This window comes from Pantoea sp. SGAir0430, assembly GCF_043549295.1.
Genome location: NZ_CP039427.1, coordinates 3367511 through 3384597 on the forward strand (window position 1 = coordinate 3367511; position 17087 = coordinate 3384597).

The following is a 17087-nucleotide window of genomic DNA, read 5'->3' on the forward strand; positions in this document are numbered from 1 at the left end:
AATGATAACCCTCTACCTGGCTTCCGGTTCACCGCGTCGGCGCGAGCTGTTAACGCAGCTTGGCCTGCAGTTTGAGCGCCTGATTACCGATGTTGAAGAGCAGCGTCAGCCGGGCGAAGCGGCGGAGTCTTATGTGCGGCGTCTGGCCAGCGATAAGGCGCGGGCCGGCGTGCGGATAGCACCGCAGGATCTGCCGGTGCTGGGCGCTGACACCATCGTGGTGCTGAATGGCGAAGTGCTGGAGAAACCGCGTGATGCGGCGCATGCCGCGCAGATGCTGGGTAAACTGGCCGGGCAAACCCATCAGGTCATAACGGCCGTGGCGCTGGCCGATGCGCAGGGCGAGCTGGATTGCCTGGTCACCACAGACGTGACATTCCGCACTATCACGGCAGAGGAAATTTCGCACTATATCGCCAGCGGCGAGCCGATGGATAAAGCCGGCGCGTACGGTATTCAGGGCCTGGGCGGCAACTTTGTGCGCCGCATCAATGGAAGTTATCACGCCGTAGTGGGATTGCCGCTGGTGGAAACCAGCGAACTGCTGAGCCATTTTCAGTCGCTGCGTGCGTTAAGGGGACAAGATGACGGCTGAACTGCTGGTAAATGTGACACCTTCTGAAACCCGTGTTGCCTATATTGACGGCGGCATTCTGCAGGAAATCCATATTGAGCGCGAAGCGCGGCGCGGTATTGTCGGCAATATCTACAAAGGGCGCGTCAGCCGGGTACTGCCGGGCATGCAGGCGGCATTTGTCGATATTGGGATGGACAAAGCGGCCTTTCTGCACGCCTCGGACATCATGCCGCACACCGAATGCGTGGCGGGTGATGAGAAGAAGAACTTTATCGTGCGCGATATCGCCGAGCTGGTGCGTCAGGGACAGGATTTAATGGTGCAGGTGGTGAAAGATCCGCTCGGCACCAAAGGCGCCCGTCTCACCACCGATATCACGCTGCCGTCGCGCTACCTGGTCTTTATGCCGGGGGCTTCACACGTGGGCGTCTCACAGCGCATTGAAAGCGAAGCCGAACGTGAGCGGCTGAAAGCGGTGGTTGCCGCTTACTGTGACGATCTCGGCGGCTTTATTATTCGTACCGCCGCAGAAGGCATTGGCGCAGAAGAGCTGGCGCAGGACGCGGCATTTTTAAAGCGCCTGTGGACCAAAGTCAGCGAGCGTAAGAAGCGCAACCAGACGCGCTGCCTGCTGTACGGCGAGCTGGCGCTGGCGCAGCGCGTGCTGCGCGATTTCGCCGGCGCAGCGCTGGATCGCATTCGTGTCGATTCGCGCCTGACCTGCGATCTGCTGGTGGAATTTACCAGCGAATATATTCCGGAGATGGCCAGCAAGCTGGAGCTGTACAACGGCAAGCAGCCGATTTTCGATCTCTATGATGTGGAGAACGAGATTCAGCGTTCGCTGGAGCGCAAGGTGGAACTGAAATCTGGCGGTTACCTGATTATCGACCAGACCGAAGCCATGACCACGGTGGACATTAACACCGGTGCGTTTGTCGGCCACCGCAACCTCGACGAAACCATTTTTAATACTAATATCGAAGCCACGCAGGCGATTGCGCGCCAGCTGCGGCTGCGTAATCTCGGCGGCATTATCATCATCGACTTTATCGACATGAATAATGACGATCATCGCCGGCGCGTGCTGCACTCGCTGGAGAGCGCGCTGAGCAAAGATCGCGTCAAAACCAGCATCAACGGCTTCTCCGCGCTGGGGCTGGTCGAGATGACGCGCAAACGCACGCGCGAAAGCATTGAGCATGTGCTGTGTGCCGATTGCCCGGTGTGCCAGGGACGCGGTTCGCTGAAGACGGTGGAGACCGTGTGCTATGAAATCATGCGTGAAATCGTCCGCGTCCATCACGCTTACGACTCCGACAGCTTCCTGGTGTACGTGTCACCCGCAGTGGGTGAAGCGCTGAAAAGCGATGAGTCGCACGCGCTGGCCGAAGTGGAAATTTTTGTCGGCAAGCAGGTCAAAGTACAGGTTGAACCGCTCTACACGCAGGAGCAGTTTGACGTTGTCATGATGTAAGTCGTGAGGTTGAACGCCGTAACCCAACGGAAAGCAAGGAGAGGTGTGTGAGGCGGTTGCCGGGGATTTTGTTACTGCTGCTCGCCGCAATCATCGTCATTGTGGCGCTGCTGGTCAGCGGGCTGCGCCTTGTGATGCCGCATCTCAACAGCTATCGCGGCGAGGTGCTGCACACCCTTTCGCGCGTCAGCGGCGTCACCATCGATGCCAGTGAAATTCAGGGAAAATGGGAGAATTTTGGCCCGACCCTGCAGGTGCGCGATCTGCGTATCGACATGGATAAAGATGGCGAGCTGCAGATTGGCCGCGTTACGCTGGCGCTCAATGTGTGGCAGTCGCTGCTGCACTGGCGCTGGCAGTTTCGCGATCTCACCTTCTGGCAGCTGCGGCTGGCAACCAACCGTCCGTTGCTCACCAGCGACGAGCAAAAAAACAGTTTCAAACCGGCCCAAATCAACGATCTGTTCTTACGCCAGTTTGACCATTTCGATCTGCGCGACAGCAGCATCCGTTTTCTCACGCCTTCCGGCCAGCATGCCGAACTGGCGATTCCCCGCCTTACCTGGCTGAACGAGGACAACCGCCATCGCGCCGAAGGCGAAGTGAGCCTGTCCAGCTTCACCGGCCAGCACGGCGTGGTGCAGGTACGACTCGATCTTAACGATACCAACGGCTTACTCAACGACGGCCGCATCTGGATGCAGGCCGATGATGTGGACGTGCGCCCGTGGATTGGCCGCTGGCTGCGTGATAATACCAGCCTGCAAAGCGCGCGTTTCAGCCTGGCCGCGTGGGTCAACCTGCGCGACGGCGAGGTGTACGCGGGCGATCTGCTGCTGAGCAAAGGCGGCGCACGCTGGCGCGGCGAGCAGGGTGATCATCAGCTGCAGGTGGATGGCCTGACCGCGCATCTGGCGCGCTACCAGAATGGCTGGAGCCTGACGGTGCCGCAAACCCGGCTGATGACTGACGGCGTGGCCTGGGATGCCGGCCATATCGCCCTGCTGTGGAAGCCGGAAGATAAACAGATGATCGGCGCGAACAGTGCAGCGGAAGTGCGGGTGCGCGCCACCCGGCTCGATCTGCAGCGTCTGGCACCGCTGGTGCCGCTGTTTGCGCCGCTCTCGCCTACGCTGCTGGACAACTGGCGGGCGCTGCAGCCGCGCGGCTATATCGACGCGCTGGCGCTGGATATTCCGCTGGCGCAGCCGGAGCAGACGCGTTTGCAGGCGCGCTGGCGCGATCTGGCGTGGCAGCACTGGCAGCTTTTGCCGGGCATCAGCAATCTGAGCGGCAGCGCCAGCGGCAGTCTGAACCACGGACAGCTGGATGTGCAGATGGGCCAGGCGGAAGTGCCGTACGGCGATATGTTCCAGGCGCCGTTACAGATTCAGCAGGTCACCGGCAGGATTAACTGGCTGCGCGATGGCAACGGCCTGACGCTGGATGGCCAGCAGCTGGACGTGCAGGCACGTTCGCTATGGGCGCGCGGCGATTTCCGCTATCAGCAAAATGTCGGTAAAGCGCCGCGCCTCGACATTCTTGCCGGGATTCGCGTCACCGACGCCGGTGATGCCTGGCGCTACTTCCCTGAGCCGCTGATGGGCCACGACCTGACGCAGTATCTCAGCGAAGCGGTCAAAGGCGGCCAGGTGGAGAATGCCACGCTGCTGTTTGCCGGCGATCCCCGTCTGTTCCCGTTTAAGCACCACGACGGCATGTTTGAAGTGGCCGTGCCGGTGCGTAATGCTACCTTCCAGTTCCAGCCAGGCTGGCCGGCGCTGCAAAACCTCGATATCGACCTCGATTTTATCAACGACGGTCTGTGGATGAAGGCGGCGCAAACCCGACTGGGCGCGGTGGACGCGCGCAACGTCAGTGCGGTAATTCCGGATTACCTGAAAGAGAAGCTGATCATTGACGGTGATTTGAGCGGCGAAGGTAAAGATATCGCCGACTATTTCGCCCGCACGCCGCTCAAATCCACGCTGGGTGCGGCGCTGGAGCAGCTGCAGATTGGCGGCAACGTGCGTGGTTCGCTCAACCTGGATATTCCGCTGGACGGGGAACTGGTGCACGCCAGCGGCAACGTGGTGCTGAATAACAACAGCCTGCACATTAAGCCGCTTAACACCACGCTGAAAAACCTGACCGGACGTTTCCGCTACAACAACGGAAACCTGGAGAGTGAAGAGCTGCAGGCCAACTGGTTCGGTCAGCCCACCGGCGTGCGTTTCAGCACCACGGAAAATCCCGATGATTTTGGCGTTAACGTCAAACTGCTGGGCGACTGGCAGCCGGCAAAACTGGCCATGCTGCCCGCCAGTATAAGCAGTAAGCTGGGCGGCAGTCTGGCGTGGCAGGGCAATGTCGACATCACGCTGCCGCATCAGGGTGGGGCGCGCTACAAGGTTGATATTAACGGTGACGGCAAGACAGTGAGCAGTCACTTACCTCCACCGCTGGATAAAGAAGCCGGTGAGGCACTGCCCATCGCCATTAATGCCAGCGGCGATTTGCACAGTTTTAACCTCAGCGGTAGCGTACGTGAGCACCATCGCTTTAACAGCCGCTGGCTGCTGGAGCCGCAGCTGCGCGTCGATCGCGGTATCTGGCTGAATGATGCCAAAAGCACGCCGGCGCTACCGGATCGGCGCGGGATGGTGCTTAATCTGCCGGCGCTGGACGGCGAAGCCTGGCTGGGGCTGATGACCGGCACGACGGGTTCACGCAATGCGCAGGGCGAGACGGACCTCGGCGGCGCACTGCTGCCGGGCGATGTGACGTTGCGCACTCCGGCCCTGACGCTCGGCGGCCAGCAGTGGCACGATGTTAATGCCACGGTGACCCAGGGCGCGGGCGGCAGTACGCAGCTGCAGCTGGAGAGCCGCGAAGCGCGCGGCAGCCTGCGAACCGCACAACACGCGCCGTGGCAAATCGACCTGAGCTATCTTTATTACAATCCGCAATGGAGTGACGGTGAAGCGGGCAAGGCCTCCTCGCCGTTCAGCGGGGACAGCGGCATTGATTTCCGCAGCTGGCCAGCGCTGCAGCTCAACTGCGCTGAGTGCTGGCTGCGCGGCCAGAAGTTCGGCCACATCCAGGCCAGGCTCCAGCCGCAGGGAGAGACGTTAGCACTCACTAACGGCAGCGTCGACACCGGCAGCTCGAAGCTCAATGTCGCGGGTGAATGGGTGAACAAAGCGGGCGAGCAGCGCACCTCGCTAAAAGGCAGCCTGAGCGGCAAAAATATCAATGATGCCACCAACTGGTTTGGCATGAACACGCCGCTGCGCGATGCGCCGTTCAAAATTGATTATGACCTGCACTGGCGCTCCGCACCGTGGCAGCCTTCAGAAAAGACGCTGAGCGGCACGCTGAAAACCCATTTCGGCAAAGGGCAGATTGCGGATGTGAACACCGGTCGTGCCGGACAGTTGTTGCGGCTGGTGAGCTTCGATGCCCTGCTGCGTAAGCTGCGCTTCGATTTTAGCGATACCTTTAATGAAGGTTTCTGGTTTGATTCGATCAACGGCACGGCGTGGATTGAAAACGGCGTGATGCGCACCGATAACCTGCTGGTGGATGGCCTCGAAGCGGATATCGCCATGCAGGGCAAAATAGATCTGGTGCAGCGGCAAATCGACATGGAAGCGGTGGTGGCACCGGAGATCGGTGCCTCGGTTGGCGTGGCCACCGCGTTTGTGATTAACCCGGTGGTCGGCGCGGCGGTTTTTGCCGCCAGCAAGGTGCTGGCTCCGTTGTGGAATAAGATTTCGCTGCTGCGCTATCACATCAGCGGACCGCTGGATAAGCCGGAAATCAATGAAGTGCTGCGCAAACCGCGCGAAGCCGATAAGAAGTGAATTTGACGCCGTCGGGGAATTGCCGCAGGCTATGACTATCCGAGCACATAATGAGTGAGAAACGATGACTCTGAATCTGGTAAGTGAGCAGTTACTAGCTGCGAACAGCATTAATCAGCAGGACCTTTTTTCCCTGTTAGGGCAGCTTTCAGAACGTCGTCTGGACTATGCCGATCTCTATTTTCAGTCCAGCTTCCATGAATCCTGGGTGCTGGAAGACAAAATCATTAAAGATGGCTCTTATCATATCGATCAGGGCGTGGGCGTCCGCGCGGTAAGCGGCGAGAAAACCGGTTTTGCCTATGCCGATCAAATCAGCCTCAACGCCCTGCGCCAGTCGTCCGAAGCGGCGCGCAGTATCGTGCGCGAGCAGGGCAACGGTAAAGCGCACGCGCTCTCCGCGGTGCTTAACCGTTCGCTGTACGCCCCGGTCAATCCGCTGGACAGCCTGACGCGCGAAGACAAAATCGCGCTGCTGCACCGGGTTGATAAAGTGGCACGCGCCGCCGATCCGCGCGTGCAGGAAGTGAATGCCAGCCTGAGCGGCGTCTACGAGCAGGTGCTGGTCGCCGCCACCGACGGTACGCTGGCGGCGGATATTCGCCCGCTGGTGCGCCTGTCCATTAGCGTTCAGGTGGAAGATCTGGGTAAACGCGAGCGCGGCGCCAGCGGCGGCGGTGCGCGTACCGGCTACGAATTTTTCCTCGCCGATGAGAGCGGTGATGTACGGGCTGATGTCTGGGCGCGCGAAGCGGTGCGCATGGCGCTGGTTAACCTGTCTGCCGTCGCGGCGCCAGCCGGTACGCTGCCGGTTGTGCTGGGTGCGGGCTGGCCAGGCGTGTTGCTGCACGAAGCGGTGGGCCACGGTCTGGAAGGGGATTTCAACCGCCGCGAGACTTCCGTCTTCAGCGGTAAGATGGGCCAGCTGGTGGCGTCCGAACTCTGCACCGTGGTTGACGACGGTACCCTGCAGGGGCTGCGTGGTTCGCTGGCGGTGGATGATGAAGGCGTGCCGGGACAGTACAACGTGCTGATCGAGAACGGCGTGCTGAAAGGCTATATGCAGGACAAGCTCAATGCGCGTCTGATGGGCGTGCCGCCTACTGGTAACGGTCGTCGTGAATCCTATGCGCACCTGCCGATGCCGCGCATGACCAACACCTATATGCTGGCGGGCAAATCGACGCCGCAGGAGATCATTGAGAGTGTGGAGTATGGTCTGTATGCCCCTAACTTTGGCGGCGGCCAGGTCGATATCACCTCCGGCAAGTTTGTGTTCTCGACCTCCGAGGCTTATCTGATCGAGAACGGCAAAGTCACCAAACCGGTGAAAGGCGCGACGCTGATCGGCTCCGGCATTGAGGCGATGCAGCAGATTTCCATGGTCGGTAACGATCTGGCGCTGGATAAGGGCGTCGGCGTGTGCGGTAAAGAGGGCCAGAGCGTGCCGGTCGGCGTAGGTCAGCCCACGCTGAAGCTGGATAAAATTACCGTGGGCGGAACGGCTTAAGGTTCATGCTGGTGCGCATCAGTGCGCACCCTGTCAAAACCGCGCCACTCTCCCTGCAGGGTCACCCTTCGTGGTGACCTGGCATGTATAACTGAACTGCACTTCCCCGTCTGCGTCCTCAAGGCCGGCAATACCCGCGCGCCACCCTGGCTAACTTTTGCGGTGCTGCTGATACTGCCTCGCCACCTGCCTGAAATACTCGGTCAGATAATTGATACACACCTGCACCTTGAGCGGCAGCTTATCCTTCTCGGTATAAACGGCATACACCGGGCGCGGCTCCGAGTGATACTGCGGAAACAAAATATCGATCTCACCGGCGTTGATCTCATCAATCACCCACATCAGCGGCACATAGGCGATACCGCAGCCCGCTTTCAGCCAGCGAATCAGCGTCTGAGAATCATTGGTGACAAAACGGCCCTGCGGCGTCAGGCGCGTTACCTGGCCTTCCGGCGCCACCAGCTCGAAGGTGTTATCCGGGCGCACGCTGTACTCCAGCCAGGAAAAGTTGTCGATTTCAGCCGGCTTTTCCGGCGTGCCGTGCTGGGCCAGGTAGCTTTTCGCCGCGCATACCACCATCGGCATGGCGCCCAGCCGGCGCGAGAACAGGTTGGAATCCTGCAGCTCACCGACGCGTATCACCACATCCAGCCCGTTAGCAATCAGGTCCGGCGCCGGTATGCCGGTCATCAGGTTGACGCTCAGTCCCGGGTATTCGTGCAGCATCTCGCTGGTCATGGCGGAGAGGACATTTTGCGCCATGGTGGTTGAGCAGCCGATGCGTAAAATCCCGATCGGCGTGTTGTTGAAGGCGTACAGCTGTTCGTGCACCTGCGAGGCCTCTGCCAGCATGCGGCGGCAACCCTGATAATAAATCTTACCGGCTTCGGTCAGGCCCAGACTGCGGGTGCTGCGGTTAAGCAGTTTCACCTGCAGCTCATCTTCCAGTCTGGCAACAATCTGGCTGATTGACGAGACGCTGAGCTGCAGCTGGCGTGCGGCGGCGGTAAATGAGCCCAATTCAACCACTTTGGCGAAAATGGACATGCCTTTGAGTCGTTCCATTGTTTACTCTGGCTAAAAAGTGATTTAGCTCACAATATGTAGAAAACGTATAGTCAAGCGCGTTACTATACGCACGCTGGGTCTCTTCACCGCACCTGAACACGGCAGTGTTTACCCGATGATACGCTATGATTAGCTCAACGCGGCCTGAATGTTGTCATCAGATTATCCGTCATCCCACTATCATCAACCCGACGTGCCAGAGGGCATGAGGGCAGGTATCGGTGCAATCCGGCAAGGTCGAACTAAGGAACCGAAATGAGTGTGCTTCCGGTATTTGTCGTATTCGGGCTGTCTTTTCCGCCCATCTTCATTGAACTACTGGTTTCGCTGGCGCTGTTCTGGCTGGTGAAACGCGTGCTGACGCCCAGCGGGATTTACGATCTGGTGTGGCACCCGGCACTTTTTAACACAGCGCTGTATTGCTGTGTGTTTTACCTTGTATCCCGTCTATTCGTCTGAGGTTTTAAGTGAAAGCGCTAATAAGAAAAATCGCGCGTTACGCCATTACGCTCCTGCTGGTTATCATCGCTGTTATTATCATCTTCCGCGCCTGGGTGTTCTACACCGAGTCGCCGTGGACGCGTGACGCCAAATTCTCCGCCGATGTGGTGGCGATCTCCCCGGACGTGACCGGACTGATCACTGACGTCCCGGTACACGACAACCAGCTGGTGAAAAAAGGCGATACGCTGTTTATCGTTGACCGTCCGCGCTACCAGAAAGCGCTGGATGAGGCGCAGGCGGATGTCGAATATTACCAGGCGCTGGTCAGCGAAAAACGCCGTGAAGCGGCGCGCCGTAACCAGCTCGGTACCAGCGCGATGTCGCGTGAAGCCATTGAGCAGTCGAACAGCGACCTGCAGACCAGCGAACATCAGCTGGCCAAAGCGGTGGCGACGCGCGATCTGGCGGTGATCGACCTCGATCGCACCACCATCAAAGCGCCGTCCGACGGCTGGGTCACCAACCTCAACGTCTATCAGGGTGAATTCATCACGCGCGGCTCGGTGGCCGTGGCGCTGGTGCAGCAGCACTCGTTCTACGTGCTGGCCTACATGGAAGAGACCAAGCTGGATGGCGTGCGTCCCGGCTTCCGCGCGGAAATTACTCCGCTGGGCAGCAACACGGTGCTGCGCGGCACGGTTGACAGCATCGCGGCTGGCGTGACCAACAGCAGCAGCAGCGTCGACAGCAAAGGCATGGCTACCGTGGACTCCAACCTTGAGTGGGTGCGTCTGGCGCAGCGCGTACCGGTGCGTATTCGCCTTGACGATCAACCCGGCAACCGCTTCCCGGCGGGGACTACCGCCACCGTGGTGATCACCGGTGACAAAGACCGCCAGACCAAAGTGTCGCCGATGGCGCAGCTGTTCAACCGCCTGCGTGAGTTTGGTTAAGCGGGGGCGATATGATTGAGTTTTTGCGTTTCCCGGTAAAGCTGACCTTCGCGCTGGTGGCGGCGCTGATGATTGGCTTTCACTTCAATCTGGAAACGCCGCGCTGGGCGGTGATGACCGCCGGCATCGTGGCTGGCGGCACCGCCTTTGCCGCGGGCGGCGATCCTTACTCTGGCGCGCTGCGCTACCGTGGCGTTCTGCGTATTATCGGCACCTTTATCGGCTGTATCGCGGCACTCACCATCATGATTGCGACGGTGCGCGCGCCGGTGGTGATGCTGCTGCTGTGCTGCCTGTGGGCCGGCATGTGCGTCTGGCTCTCATCGCTGATTAAAGTCGAAAACTCCTACGCGCTGGGCCTCGCCGGCTACACTGCGCTGATCATCGTGGTGACCGCGGATGCCAGCGGCGGCCTGACGCTGGCGCCACAGTTCGCCGTGGAGCGCTGCAGTGAAATTGTGCTCGGTATCCTTTGCGCCATTCTCGCCGACATGCTGTTTTCTCCGCGCTCGATCAAGAAAGTGATTGATGCGGAAGTGGATGCGCTGCTGGTGGCGCACTACCGCCTGCTGCAGCTGTGCGTGGCGCACGAGGATAAAGAGGAAGTCGACAAAGCCTGGAGCGCGCTGGTGCGCCGCACGACCGCGCTCAACGGCATGCGTAGCCAGCTGCTGATGGAGTCGTCGCGCTGGAGCAACACCAGCCGCCGGTTGCAAATGCTCAACACGTTATCGCTGACGCTGATTACTCAGGCCGCTGAGACCTTCCTGATTCAGAATTCGCGCCCGGATTACATCCCGCCGCAGTATCGCCTGCTGATTGAAAAAGAGGTAACCAGCGTCAGTGACGTACATAAGCGCATGAAGCTGATGCGCCGCGTTATTGGCGTCAGCAGTAAAAGCGTGCCGTTTACCCTGGCCAGCTGGGTCGGCGCAGCAACTGAATATCTGCTGCTGATCAATGGCGTCAAAAGTAACAGCCGTATCACCACGCTGGAGGAGAGCATTCTGCAGCGTGAGGTGGTGATCCAGGCGCGTTCAGCGGAGACGCATCATGCGATGATCAATGGCGTGCGCACCTTTGTCGCCACCGCGCTCGGTTCGCTGTTCTGGCTGTATACCGGCTGGACTTCCGGCAGCGGCTGCATGGTGATGCTGGCGGTGATTACCGCGCTGGCGATGCGTATGCCGAATCCGCTGATGATGGCGAAAGACTTCTTCTACGGCATGGCCTTTGCGGTGCCGCTGGGCATGCTCTACTTCATCTGGGTATTGCCGGGCACCCAGCAGAGTGCCTTGCTGTTGTGTATCGCGATTGGCGCACTCGGCTTTATCGGCGGCATCTTTGTACAGCGGCGGCAGATTGGTACGCTGGGCGCGCTGATCGGCACCATCAACGTGCTGGTGCTGGATAACCCGATGAAGTTTGAGTTCAACGTGTTTCTCGACAACGCGCTCGGCCAGTGGATTGGCAGCTTTGTGGCGATGATGGTGATTTTGCTGATTCGTGACAAATCCAAAGCCCGCACCGGACGCAAGCTGCTGAATCGCTTTATATATGCTGCGGTGGCCGCGCTGACCACCAATCAGGCGCGCCGGCGGGAAAACCATTTACCGGCGCTTTATCAGCAGCTGTTCCTGCTGCTTAACCTGTTCCCGGGCGATATCGACAAATACCGGATTGCGCTCACGCTGATTATTGGTCATCAGCGCCTGCGCAACGCGGAGGTGCCGGTCAATGCCGACCTGTCGGCGTATCACCGCCAGCTGCGCGCCACCGCCGACCGCATTATTGCGGCCAGCAGTGATGATAAACGGCGCTACTACTTTGAGCGCCTGCTGCAGGAGCTGGACGTTTATCAGCAGAAGCTGCAGCACTATGCCGCCCCGGCCAGTGTGACGGAACCGGTGAAACGGCTGTCGATGATGCTGGATAAGTACCAGAACACCCTCATCCAAATCTGAAACTGGCCGCTGCCTGGCGCAGCGGCTGGCCTGATGCCACGCTGACCCTCATTGCCCGATTATTGCCATCTATACTTTCCTGACAGGATGCTTACTGACAGGAGAATAACGATGTCCACTTCCCTGCAACAACACGAACTGTTCAACACTGGCTACTTCTCTGACGGCCAGTGGCACACCGCCAGCAGCACCTTTGATGTCACCAATCCGGCCACCGGCGAGGTACTGGCGCAGGTGGCGAAAGCCGGCAAGGCTGAAACCGAACAGGCGATTGCCGCCGCGCAGCGCGCCTTTCCGGCGTGGCGCGACAAAACCGCCAAACAGCGCAGCGAAATCCTTTATCGCTGGTACCAGCTGATCATTGAACACAAAAGCTGGCTGGGCCAGCTGATGACCGCCGAGCAGGGCAAACCGCTGCAGGAAGCCGAGGGTGAAGTAGAGTACGCCGCCAGCTTTATTCAATGGTTTGCCGAGCAGGCGAAGCGCGCCAACGGCGAAATTATCCCGCCGGCCAAAGCCGGTTCACGCATTCTGGCGACGCGCGAGCCGATTGGCGTCGTCGCTGCCATCACGCCGTGGAATTTCCCGATGGCGATGCTGACGCGCAAACTCGGCCCGGCGCTGGCGGCCGGCTGCACCGGCATCATCAAGCCGGCCAATAACACCCCGCTCAGCGCCTTTGCGCTGGTGGCGCTGGCACAAAAAGCGGGCGTGCCGGACGGCGTGCTGAACGCGGTAGCCGGCGACACGCACGCCATCAGCGACGCCATTATGGCTTCCCGCGCGGTGCGTAAAATCTCTTTTACCGGTTCCACCGCAGTGGGGAAAACGCTGATGCGGAACGCGGCCGAAACCATGAAGAAAGTCTCGATGGAGCTGGGCGGCAACGCGCCCTATATCGTATTTGACGATGCCAATATCGACGCGGCGGTGCAGGGGGCTATCGCCAATAAATTCCGCAACGCCGGCCAGGTGTGCGTCAGCGTTAACCGCTTCTATATCCACAACGCAATATACGACCGCTTTGTGCATCAGCTGGCTGAGGCGGTGGGCAAACTGAAAGTGGGCAACGGCGTGGAGCCGGGCGTGGTGGTCGGGCCGCTGATTGAGCCGTCTGCGGTGGAGAAAGTGGCGGAGCATGTCAAAGATGCGCTGAGCAAAGGCGGGAAACTGCTGGTGGGCGGCGAGCGCCATCCGCTGGGCGGCAACTTCTGGCAGCCGACGGTGATTGCCGATGCGCATGAAGAGATGCAGCTGGCGCAGGAAGAGACCTTCGGTCCGGTGGCCGCCTGCTTCCGCTTTGACGATGAAGCTGAGGTGATCGCGCGCGCCAACAACACCGAATACGGTCTGGCGGCTTACTTCTATACGCAGAATCTGCAGCGCGTGTTCCGCGTTTCGGCGGCGCTGGAAGCCGGCATGATTGGGATCAACGAGTGCGCGGTCTCGACCGAGCTGGCGCCGTTTGGCGGCGTGAAAGAGTCCGGACTGGGACGCGAAGGATCGGTGCTGGGCATGGAAGAGTATCTGGAAGTCAAAGCGCTGCACCTCGGCGGTCTGGCGTAGCGAGAGGATGTCACCATGAGAACCGAGCGTTTCGACTTCAATGAAATCGTCGATCAGGCTCATTTCTACCGTCAGTTTTGCGAACGTTTCGCACTGGCGGATCGCACCATTCACGATCTGGACGATCTGTGGGAAATGATCATCGGCGAGCAGATCCCGCTGCCGCTGGAAATTGCGTTCATCAATCTGGGGAAAGGGCAGAAACGCCGCTATGGTGCGCTGATATTGCTATTCGATGAGGCAGAAGAGGAGCTGGAAGGCCAGCTCCGCTTTAATGTTCAGTAGCACAACCAAAAAGGGCCCCGGCAGGCGGGGCCAAAGGGTTCGTCAGAATTGACGAGGAATTATTTGTACAGCTCTGCAGTCAGGTGATAGCTGTCACCGGTGCGCGCTTCAATCACTTTATACGCGCTGGCACCCTGCTCATCGGCTTTCTGAGAAAGCTGAGCGCGGTAATCCATAGGTGAGCCGCCTGTTCCGCTAACGGTAATAGTCTGGCCGGTAGATTGCAGATTCTGCGCGGATTCATCCGTTACCAGTTGGGCAGCTGAAGCGCCAAAAGCGAACAGAGAAAGCAGCGTAGCGGTTGCGATGGTTGTTTTGATTTTCATAATTCGTCTCCTCATTAGAATCAACAACCTGCGGCACTAAGAGGGTAAGCGGGTCGTCGATCTTCTCCCGGCGACTGCATAACGCCGGATCGATAGTTAAAGTTTATTTGTACAGTTCAGCCGTCACGTGGAAGGTGTTGTCCTGATTGTTCTCAATGATGCGGTAATGGCTGGCACCCTGAGCATCGGCTTTCTGGGACAGTTCCTGACGGATATTGGTCTGGTCGCCGTCGACGCCGCTCACGCTAATGGTCTGATTCAGCGGCTGCAGATTTTCAGCCTGGGTGTTGGTTACCAGGGTGGCAGCACTGGCGCCAAAAGACAGAACGGAAGCCAGACTCAGTACAGCAATAGATAATTTGGTTTTCATGATTCACTCTCCTGAAATGGGGTGGGCAACCTGAGAGGCAAACGCCTCTCAAATGGGTCGCCGTTCACACTGCATCTTGTTCCGGCAAACTTATTTATAAAGTTCCGCGGTTGCGTGGTAGCTGTTGTCGTTATAAGCCTCAACAACGCGATAGGCTTTAGCACCTTGCGCTTCAGCTTTGGCGTTCAGCTGCTGATGGATATCCATCGGTGAGCCGCCAATGCCGCTGACGCTGATGGTGCCGACCGGCTGCAGGTTCGCTGCCTGTTCGGCATTGATAGAATCTGCGGCGAAAGCACCAAATGACAGGGCAGATAGAACACTCAGGGTGGCGATAGTAGTTTTAACGTTCATGGTATTTTTCCTCGTCTTCTGTTTTTCTCTTTTTGATTTCGTGTGATTTGCATCACGAAAAGAAGTATAGATCTAATCACCCATGAAATTAATATCCCGCTAATAATGATTGGTTGTAATTCTTTATCCTTATGGCACATTTTTATAACGCAAAGTTATTAAAACCGCCTGGATCTTAACCAGGAGGGTGTATTTCCATGCAAAAACAATGATCTGCATCAAATTATCTTTTTGTGCGAAACAATGTGGTTGATCAAGCTGGCTGTGCGCTAAAAGCAAGAGATAACCGCTAAGCACTAATTGTAAAACAGCGTAAAATAGCGCAAAGGGTTAAGCAGGCGAAAAGGTCGTACCAATACCTTCGCGCATTGAGAACCCGGCGGAATATGGCTAAGCGGTTATTTTGTAAGGTGTTGGCGGTAAAACAGCGGGAGGAACGCGGGCGGGCAGGCAAGGTTACCGGCAGGTGAACCGCCGGTAACAGACAGGGTTTTATAGTTCCTGTTCGAATAACACCAGCACGGCGTCATGCAGCTGTTTCACCGTAAAGGCACGCGCTGGCGTAATAAAGATAGTGTCGTCACCGGCGATGGTGCCGAGAATGCCTTCGGCTTTGCCGAGGGAGTCGAGCAGGCGGGCGATCAGCTGGGCCGCGCCCGGGCTGGTATGAATCACTACCAGCGCATCGTTATAGTCGATATCCAGCACCAGATTCTTCAGCGGGCTGGTGGTGGTGGGCACGCCCAGTTCGGCAGGCAGGCAGTACACCATCTCCATTTTGGCGTTACGCGTGCGCACCGCGCCAAACTTGGTCAGCATACGAGAAACTTTTGACTGGTTGATGTTGCCGAAGCCGTCTTCCTGCAGCGCCTGGACAATTTCGCCCTGAGAGCTGAACTTTTCTTCTTTCAGTAAGGCTTTGAACGCCTTTATCAGATCGTCTTGTTTAGATGGGTTTCGCATAAGCTACCAATAAAAGAGGGTTGCAGCAGGCAACAGGCCCGTCGCAGATAAATTATTATGCATTTAGATGAATTTTTATGCAATAAGCGGATGCGTGAATTCACGGCATGCGCGTGTGGGGCGGGCATGATAACAGAGTTTTATCCTGCACCAAAATCGCGCGCTGGCGCGCAAAGCGAAGGTTGCAAAGTTGTTATATTATTGAAGTGGTAACAACAAAACGATGATCATTGCCGTCCATAGTCTTCTGGCTGCGACTGGATCATTCAGGCGACTTCTGAAGTGGAGATGTCTCGGGAGCCGATTGCGGCGTAATGTTATTGCGCGACAGGTGTGTCGCTATCGCCTGAGAAGTTGATTAAACTCGTAACCTGATGGATTTCCGGCATATCTCTGCCCCACCTTAATAAGGAGTTCAGGATGAAAGTTGCCGTTCTCGGTGCAGCTGGTGGTATTGGCCAGGCACTCGCTCTGCTGCTCAAGACCCAATTACCCGCAGGTTCAGCCCTCTCACTGTATGACATTGCCCCGGTGACGCCAGGCGTCGCGGTTGATCTCAGCCACATTCCTACCGCCGTGAAAGTCGAAGGGTTCAGTGGCGAAGATGCGACGCCGGCTCTGCACGGCGCCGATGTGGTGCTGATCTCGGCCGGTGTGGCACGCAAACCTGGCATGGACCGCGCCGATCTGTTTAACGTCAACGCCGGCATTGTGCGTAACCTGATTGAACAGGTGGCGACCACTGCGCCAAAAGCGCTGATTGGCGTCATCACCAACCCGGTAAATACCACGGTGGCGATTGCCGCCGAAGTGCTGAAAAAAGCCGGGGTGTACGATAAAAACCGGCTGTTTGGCGTCTCAACGCTGGATGTGATTCGCGCCAACACCTTTGTCGCTGCCCTGAAGGGCAAACAGCCTACGGAGATTGAAGTGCCGGTGGTCGGCGGGCATTCAGGCGTGACCATTCTGCCGCTGCTGTCGCAGGTTAAAGGCGTCAGCTTCAGCGAGCAGGAGATCGCCGACCTGACGAAACGTATTCAGAATGCCGGTACCGAAGTGGTGGAAGCCAAAGCCGGTGGCGGCTCGGCGACGCTGTCGATGGGCCAGGCGGCTGCGCGCTTTGGTCTGTCGCTGATTCGTGCACTGCAGGGCGAAGCCAATGTCGTTGAATGCGCCTATGTGGAAGGCGACGGCGAGTACGCGCGCTTCTTCTCGCAGCCGCTGCTGCTGGGCAAAAACGGTATCGCCGAACGCCGTCCGCTCGGGCCGCTCAGTGATTTCGAACAGCAGGCGCTTAACGGCATGCTGGAGACGCTGAAAAAAGATATCGCGCAGGGCGAAGAGTTTGTGAAGTAACTCGC

At 58.2% G+C, this 17087-nt stretch carries 15 protein-coding genes; 10 read left to right on the plus strand and 5 right to left on the minus strand.

Annotated elements, in window-relative coordinates:
• Position 1: 1 nt before the first annotated feature.
• From E7738_RS15945 to tldD, 4 genes are all read left to right on the plus strand, one after another.
• On the plus strand, positions 2 to 595 hold the full coding sequence (locus E7738_RS15945) for a Maf family protein (RefSeq protein WP_394515794.1): 594 nt from the start codon (positions 2 to 4) through the stop codon (positions 593 to 595).
• The gene (gene rng / locus E7738_RS15950; protein ID WP_021508149.1) at positions 585 to 2054 is read left to right on the plus strand and encodes a ribonuclease G; all 1470 of its coding nucleotides are present in this window, start codon (positions 585 to 587) and stop codon (positions 2052 to 2054) included. Before E7738_RS15945 ends, rng begins: the two co-directional genes overlap by 11 nt.
• Positions 2055 to 2101: 47 nt before the next feature.
• Entirely contained in the window at positions 2102 to 5920 is a 3819-nt protein-coding gene (gene yhdP, locus E7738_RS15955) for an AsmA2 domain-containing protein YhdP (protein WP_394515795.1), read from the plus strand.
• A gap of 64 nt (positions 5921 to 5984) precedes the next feature.
• Entirely contained in the window at positions 5985 to 7430 is a 1446-nt protein-coding gene (tldD, locus tag E7738_RS15960; protein ID WP_215481618.1) for a metalloprotease TldD, read from the plus strand.
• A 150-nt stretch (positions 7431 to 7580) separates the two neighbouring features.
• Here the strand turns inward: tldD and aaeR are convergent, their stop codons facing one another.
• Positions 7581 to 8498: an HTH-type transcriptional activator AaeR gene (gene aaeR, locus E7738_RS15965; protein ID WP_031279824.1), complete on the minus strand. Its 918-nt coding sequence runs from the start codon at positions 8496 to 8498 to the stop codon at positions 7581 to 7583.
• 258 nt (positions 8499 to 8756) lie between these two features.
• Here aaeR and aaeX point away from each other — a divergent pair, with 258 nt between their 5' ends.
• From aaeX to E7738_RS15990, 5 genes are all read left to right on the plus strand, one after another.
• Complete coding sequence (aaeX, locus tag E7738_RS15970) at positions 8757 to 8960, plus strand: p-hydroxybenzoic acid efflux pump operon protein AaeX (RefSeq protein ID WP_021508145.1); 204 nt, start codon at positions 8757 to 8759, stop codon at positions 8958 to 8960.
• Between the two features lie 8 nt (positions 8961 to 8968).
• The gene (gene aaeA, locus E7738_RS15975) at positions 8969 to 9898 is read left to right on the plus strand and encodes a p-hydroxybenzoic acid efflux pump subunit AaeA (RefSeq protein ID WP_125310645.1); all 930 of its coding nucleotides are present in this window, start codon (positions 8969 to 8971) and stop codon (positions 9896 to 9898) included.
• An 11-nt stretch (positions 9899 to 9909) separates the two neighbouring features.
• On the plus strand, positions 9910 to 11862 hold the full coding sequence (gene aaeB / locus E7738_RS15980; RefSeq protein WP_394515796.1) for a p-hydroxybenzoic acid efflux pump subunit AaeB: 1953 nt from the start codon (positions 9910 to 9912) through the stop codon (positions 11860 to 11862).
• Positions 11863 to 11973: 111 nt separating this feature from the next.
• Complete coding sequence (locus E7738_RS15985; RefSeq protein ID WP_394515797.1) at positions 11974 to 13428, plus strand: NAD-dependent succinate-semialdehyde dehydrogenase; 1455 nt, start codon at positions 11974 to 11976, stop codon at positions 13426 to 13428.
• A gap of 15 nt (positions 13429 to 13443) precedes the next feature.
• Positions 13444 to 13713, plus strand: coding sequence for a barstar family protein (locus E7738_RS15990; protein WP_021508141.1), 270 nt, complete (start codon positions 13444 to 13446; stop codon positions 13711 to 13713).
• Positions 13714 to 13772: 59 nt separating this feature from the next.
• Here E7738_RS15990 and yhcN (E7738_RS15995) read toward each other — a convergent pair whose 3' ends face one another.
• The 4 genes from yhcN (E7738_RS15995) to argR all read right to left on the minus strand — a co-directional run bounded on the left by yhcN (E7738_RS15995) (position 13773) and on the right by argR (position 15726).
• Positions 13773 to 14039 (minus strand): peroxide/acid stress response protein YhcN, encoded by a 267-nt coding sequence (gene yhcN / locus E7738_RS15995; RefSeq protein ID WP_021508140.1) that lies wholly within the window; start codon positions 14037 to 14039, stop codon positions 13773 to 13775.
• 103 nt (positions 14040 to 14142) lie between these two features.
• Positions 14143 to 14409, minus strand: coding sequence for a YdgH/BhsA/McbA-like domain containing protein (locus tag E7738_RS16000; protein WP_021508139.1), 267 nt, complete (start codon positions 14407 to 14409; stop codon positions 14143 to 14145).
• A 90-nt stretch (positions 14410 to 14499) separates the two neighbouring features.
• A complete protein-coding gene (yhcN, locus tag E7738_RS16005) occupies positions 14500 to 14763 on the minus strand; it encodes a peroxide/acid stress response protein YhcN (protein WP_021508138.1) in 264 nt (87 codons plus the stop codon).
• Positions 14764 to 15255: 492 nt separating this feature from the next.
• On the minus strand, positions 15256 to 15726 hold the full coding sequence (gene argR, locus E7738_RS16010) for a transcriptional regulator ArgR (protein WP_058771465.1): 471 nt from the start codon (positions 15724 to 15726) through the stop codon (positions 15256 to 15258).
• A 420-nt stretch (positions 15727 to 16146) separates the two neighbouring features.
• On the opposite strand from argR, the gene mdh reads away from it, so the two are divergent.
• Positions 16147 to 17082 (plus strand): malate dehydrogenase, encoded by a 936-nt coding sequence (mdh, locus tag E7738_RS16015; protein ID WP_021508136.1) that lies wholly within the window; start codon positions 16147 to 16149, stop codon positions 17080 to 17082.
• Positions 17083 to 17087: the final 5 nt, after the last annotated feature.

Bases quoted from the DNA above. Each gene is read 5' to 3' on its own strand.
- aaeX (WP_021508145.1), top strand. From the start codon at position 8,757: ATGAGTGTGCTTCCGGTATTTGTCGTATTCGGGCTGTCTTTTCCGCCC.
- yhcN (WP_021508138.1), bottom strand. From the start codon at position 14,763: ATGAACGTTAAAACTACTATCGCCACCCTGAGTGTTCTATCTGCCCTG.
- E7738_RS15990 (WP_021508141.1), top strand. From the start codon at position 13,444: ATGAGAACCGAGCGTTTCGACTTCAATGAAATCGTCGATCAGGCTCAT.
- E7738_RS15985 (WP_394515797.1), top strand. From the start codon at position 11,974: ATGTCCACTTCCCTGCAACAACACGAACTGTTCAACACTGGCTACTTC.
- rng (WP_021508149.1), top strand. From the start codon at position 585: ATGACGGCTGAACTGCTGGTAAATGTGACACCTTCTGAAACCCGTGTT.
- E7738_RS15945 (WP_394515794.1), top strand. From the start codon at position 2: ATGATAACCCTCTACCTGGCTTCCGGTTCACCGCGTCGGCGCGAGCTG.
- mdh (WP_021508136.1), top strand. From the start codon at position 16,147: ATGAAAGTTGCCGTTCTCGGTGCAGCTGGTGGTATTGGCCAGGCACTC.
- aaeR (WP_031279824.1), bottom strand. From the start codon at position 8,498: ATGGAACGACTCAAAGGCATGTCCATTTTCGCCAAAGTGGTTGAATTG.
- aaeB (WP_394515796.1), top strand. From the start codon at position 9,910: ATGATTGAGTTTTTGCGTTTCCCGGTAAAGCTGACCTTCGCGCTGGTG.
- argR (WP_058771465.1), bottom strand. From the start codon at position 15,726: ATGCGAAACCCATCTAAACAAGACGATCTGATAAAGGCGTTCAAAGCC.
- E7738_RS16000 (WP_021508139.1), bottom strand. From the start codon at position 14,409: ATGAAAACCAAATTATCTATTGCTGTACTGAGTCTGGCTTCCGTTCTG.
- tldD (WP_215481618.1), top strand. From the start codon at position 5,985: ATGACTCTGAATCTGGTAAGTGAGCAGTTACTAGCTGCGAACAGCATT.
- yhcN (WP_021508140.1), bottom strand. From the start codon at position 14,039: ATGAAAATCAAAACAACCATCGCAACCGCTACGCTGCTTTCTCTGTTC.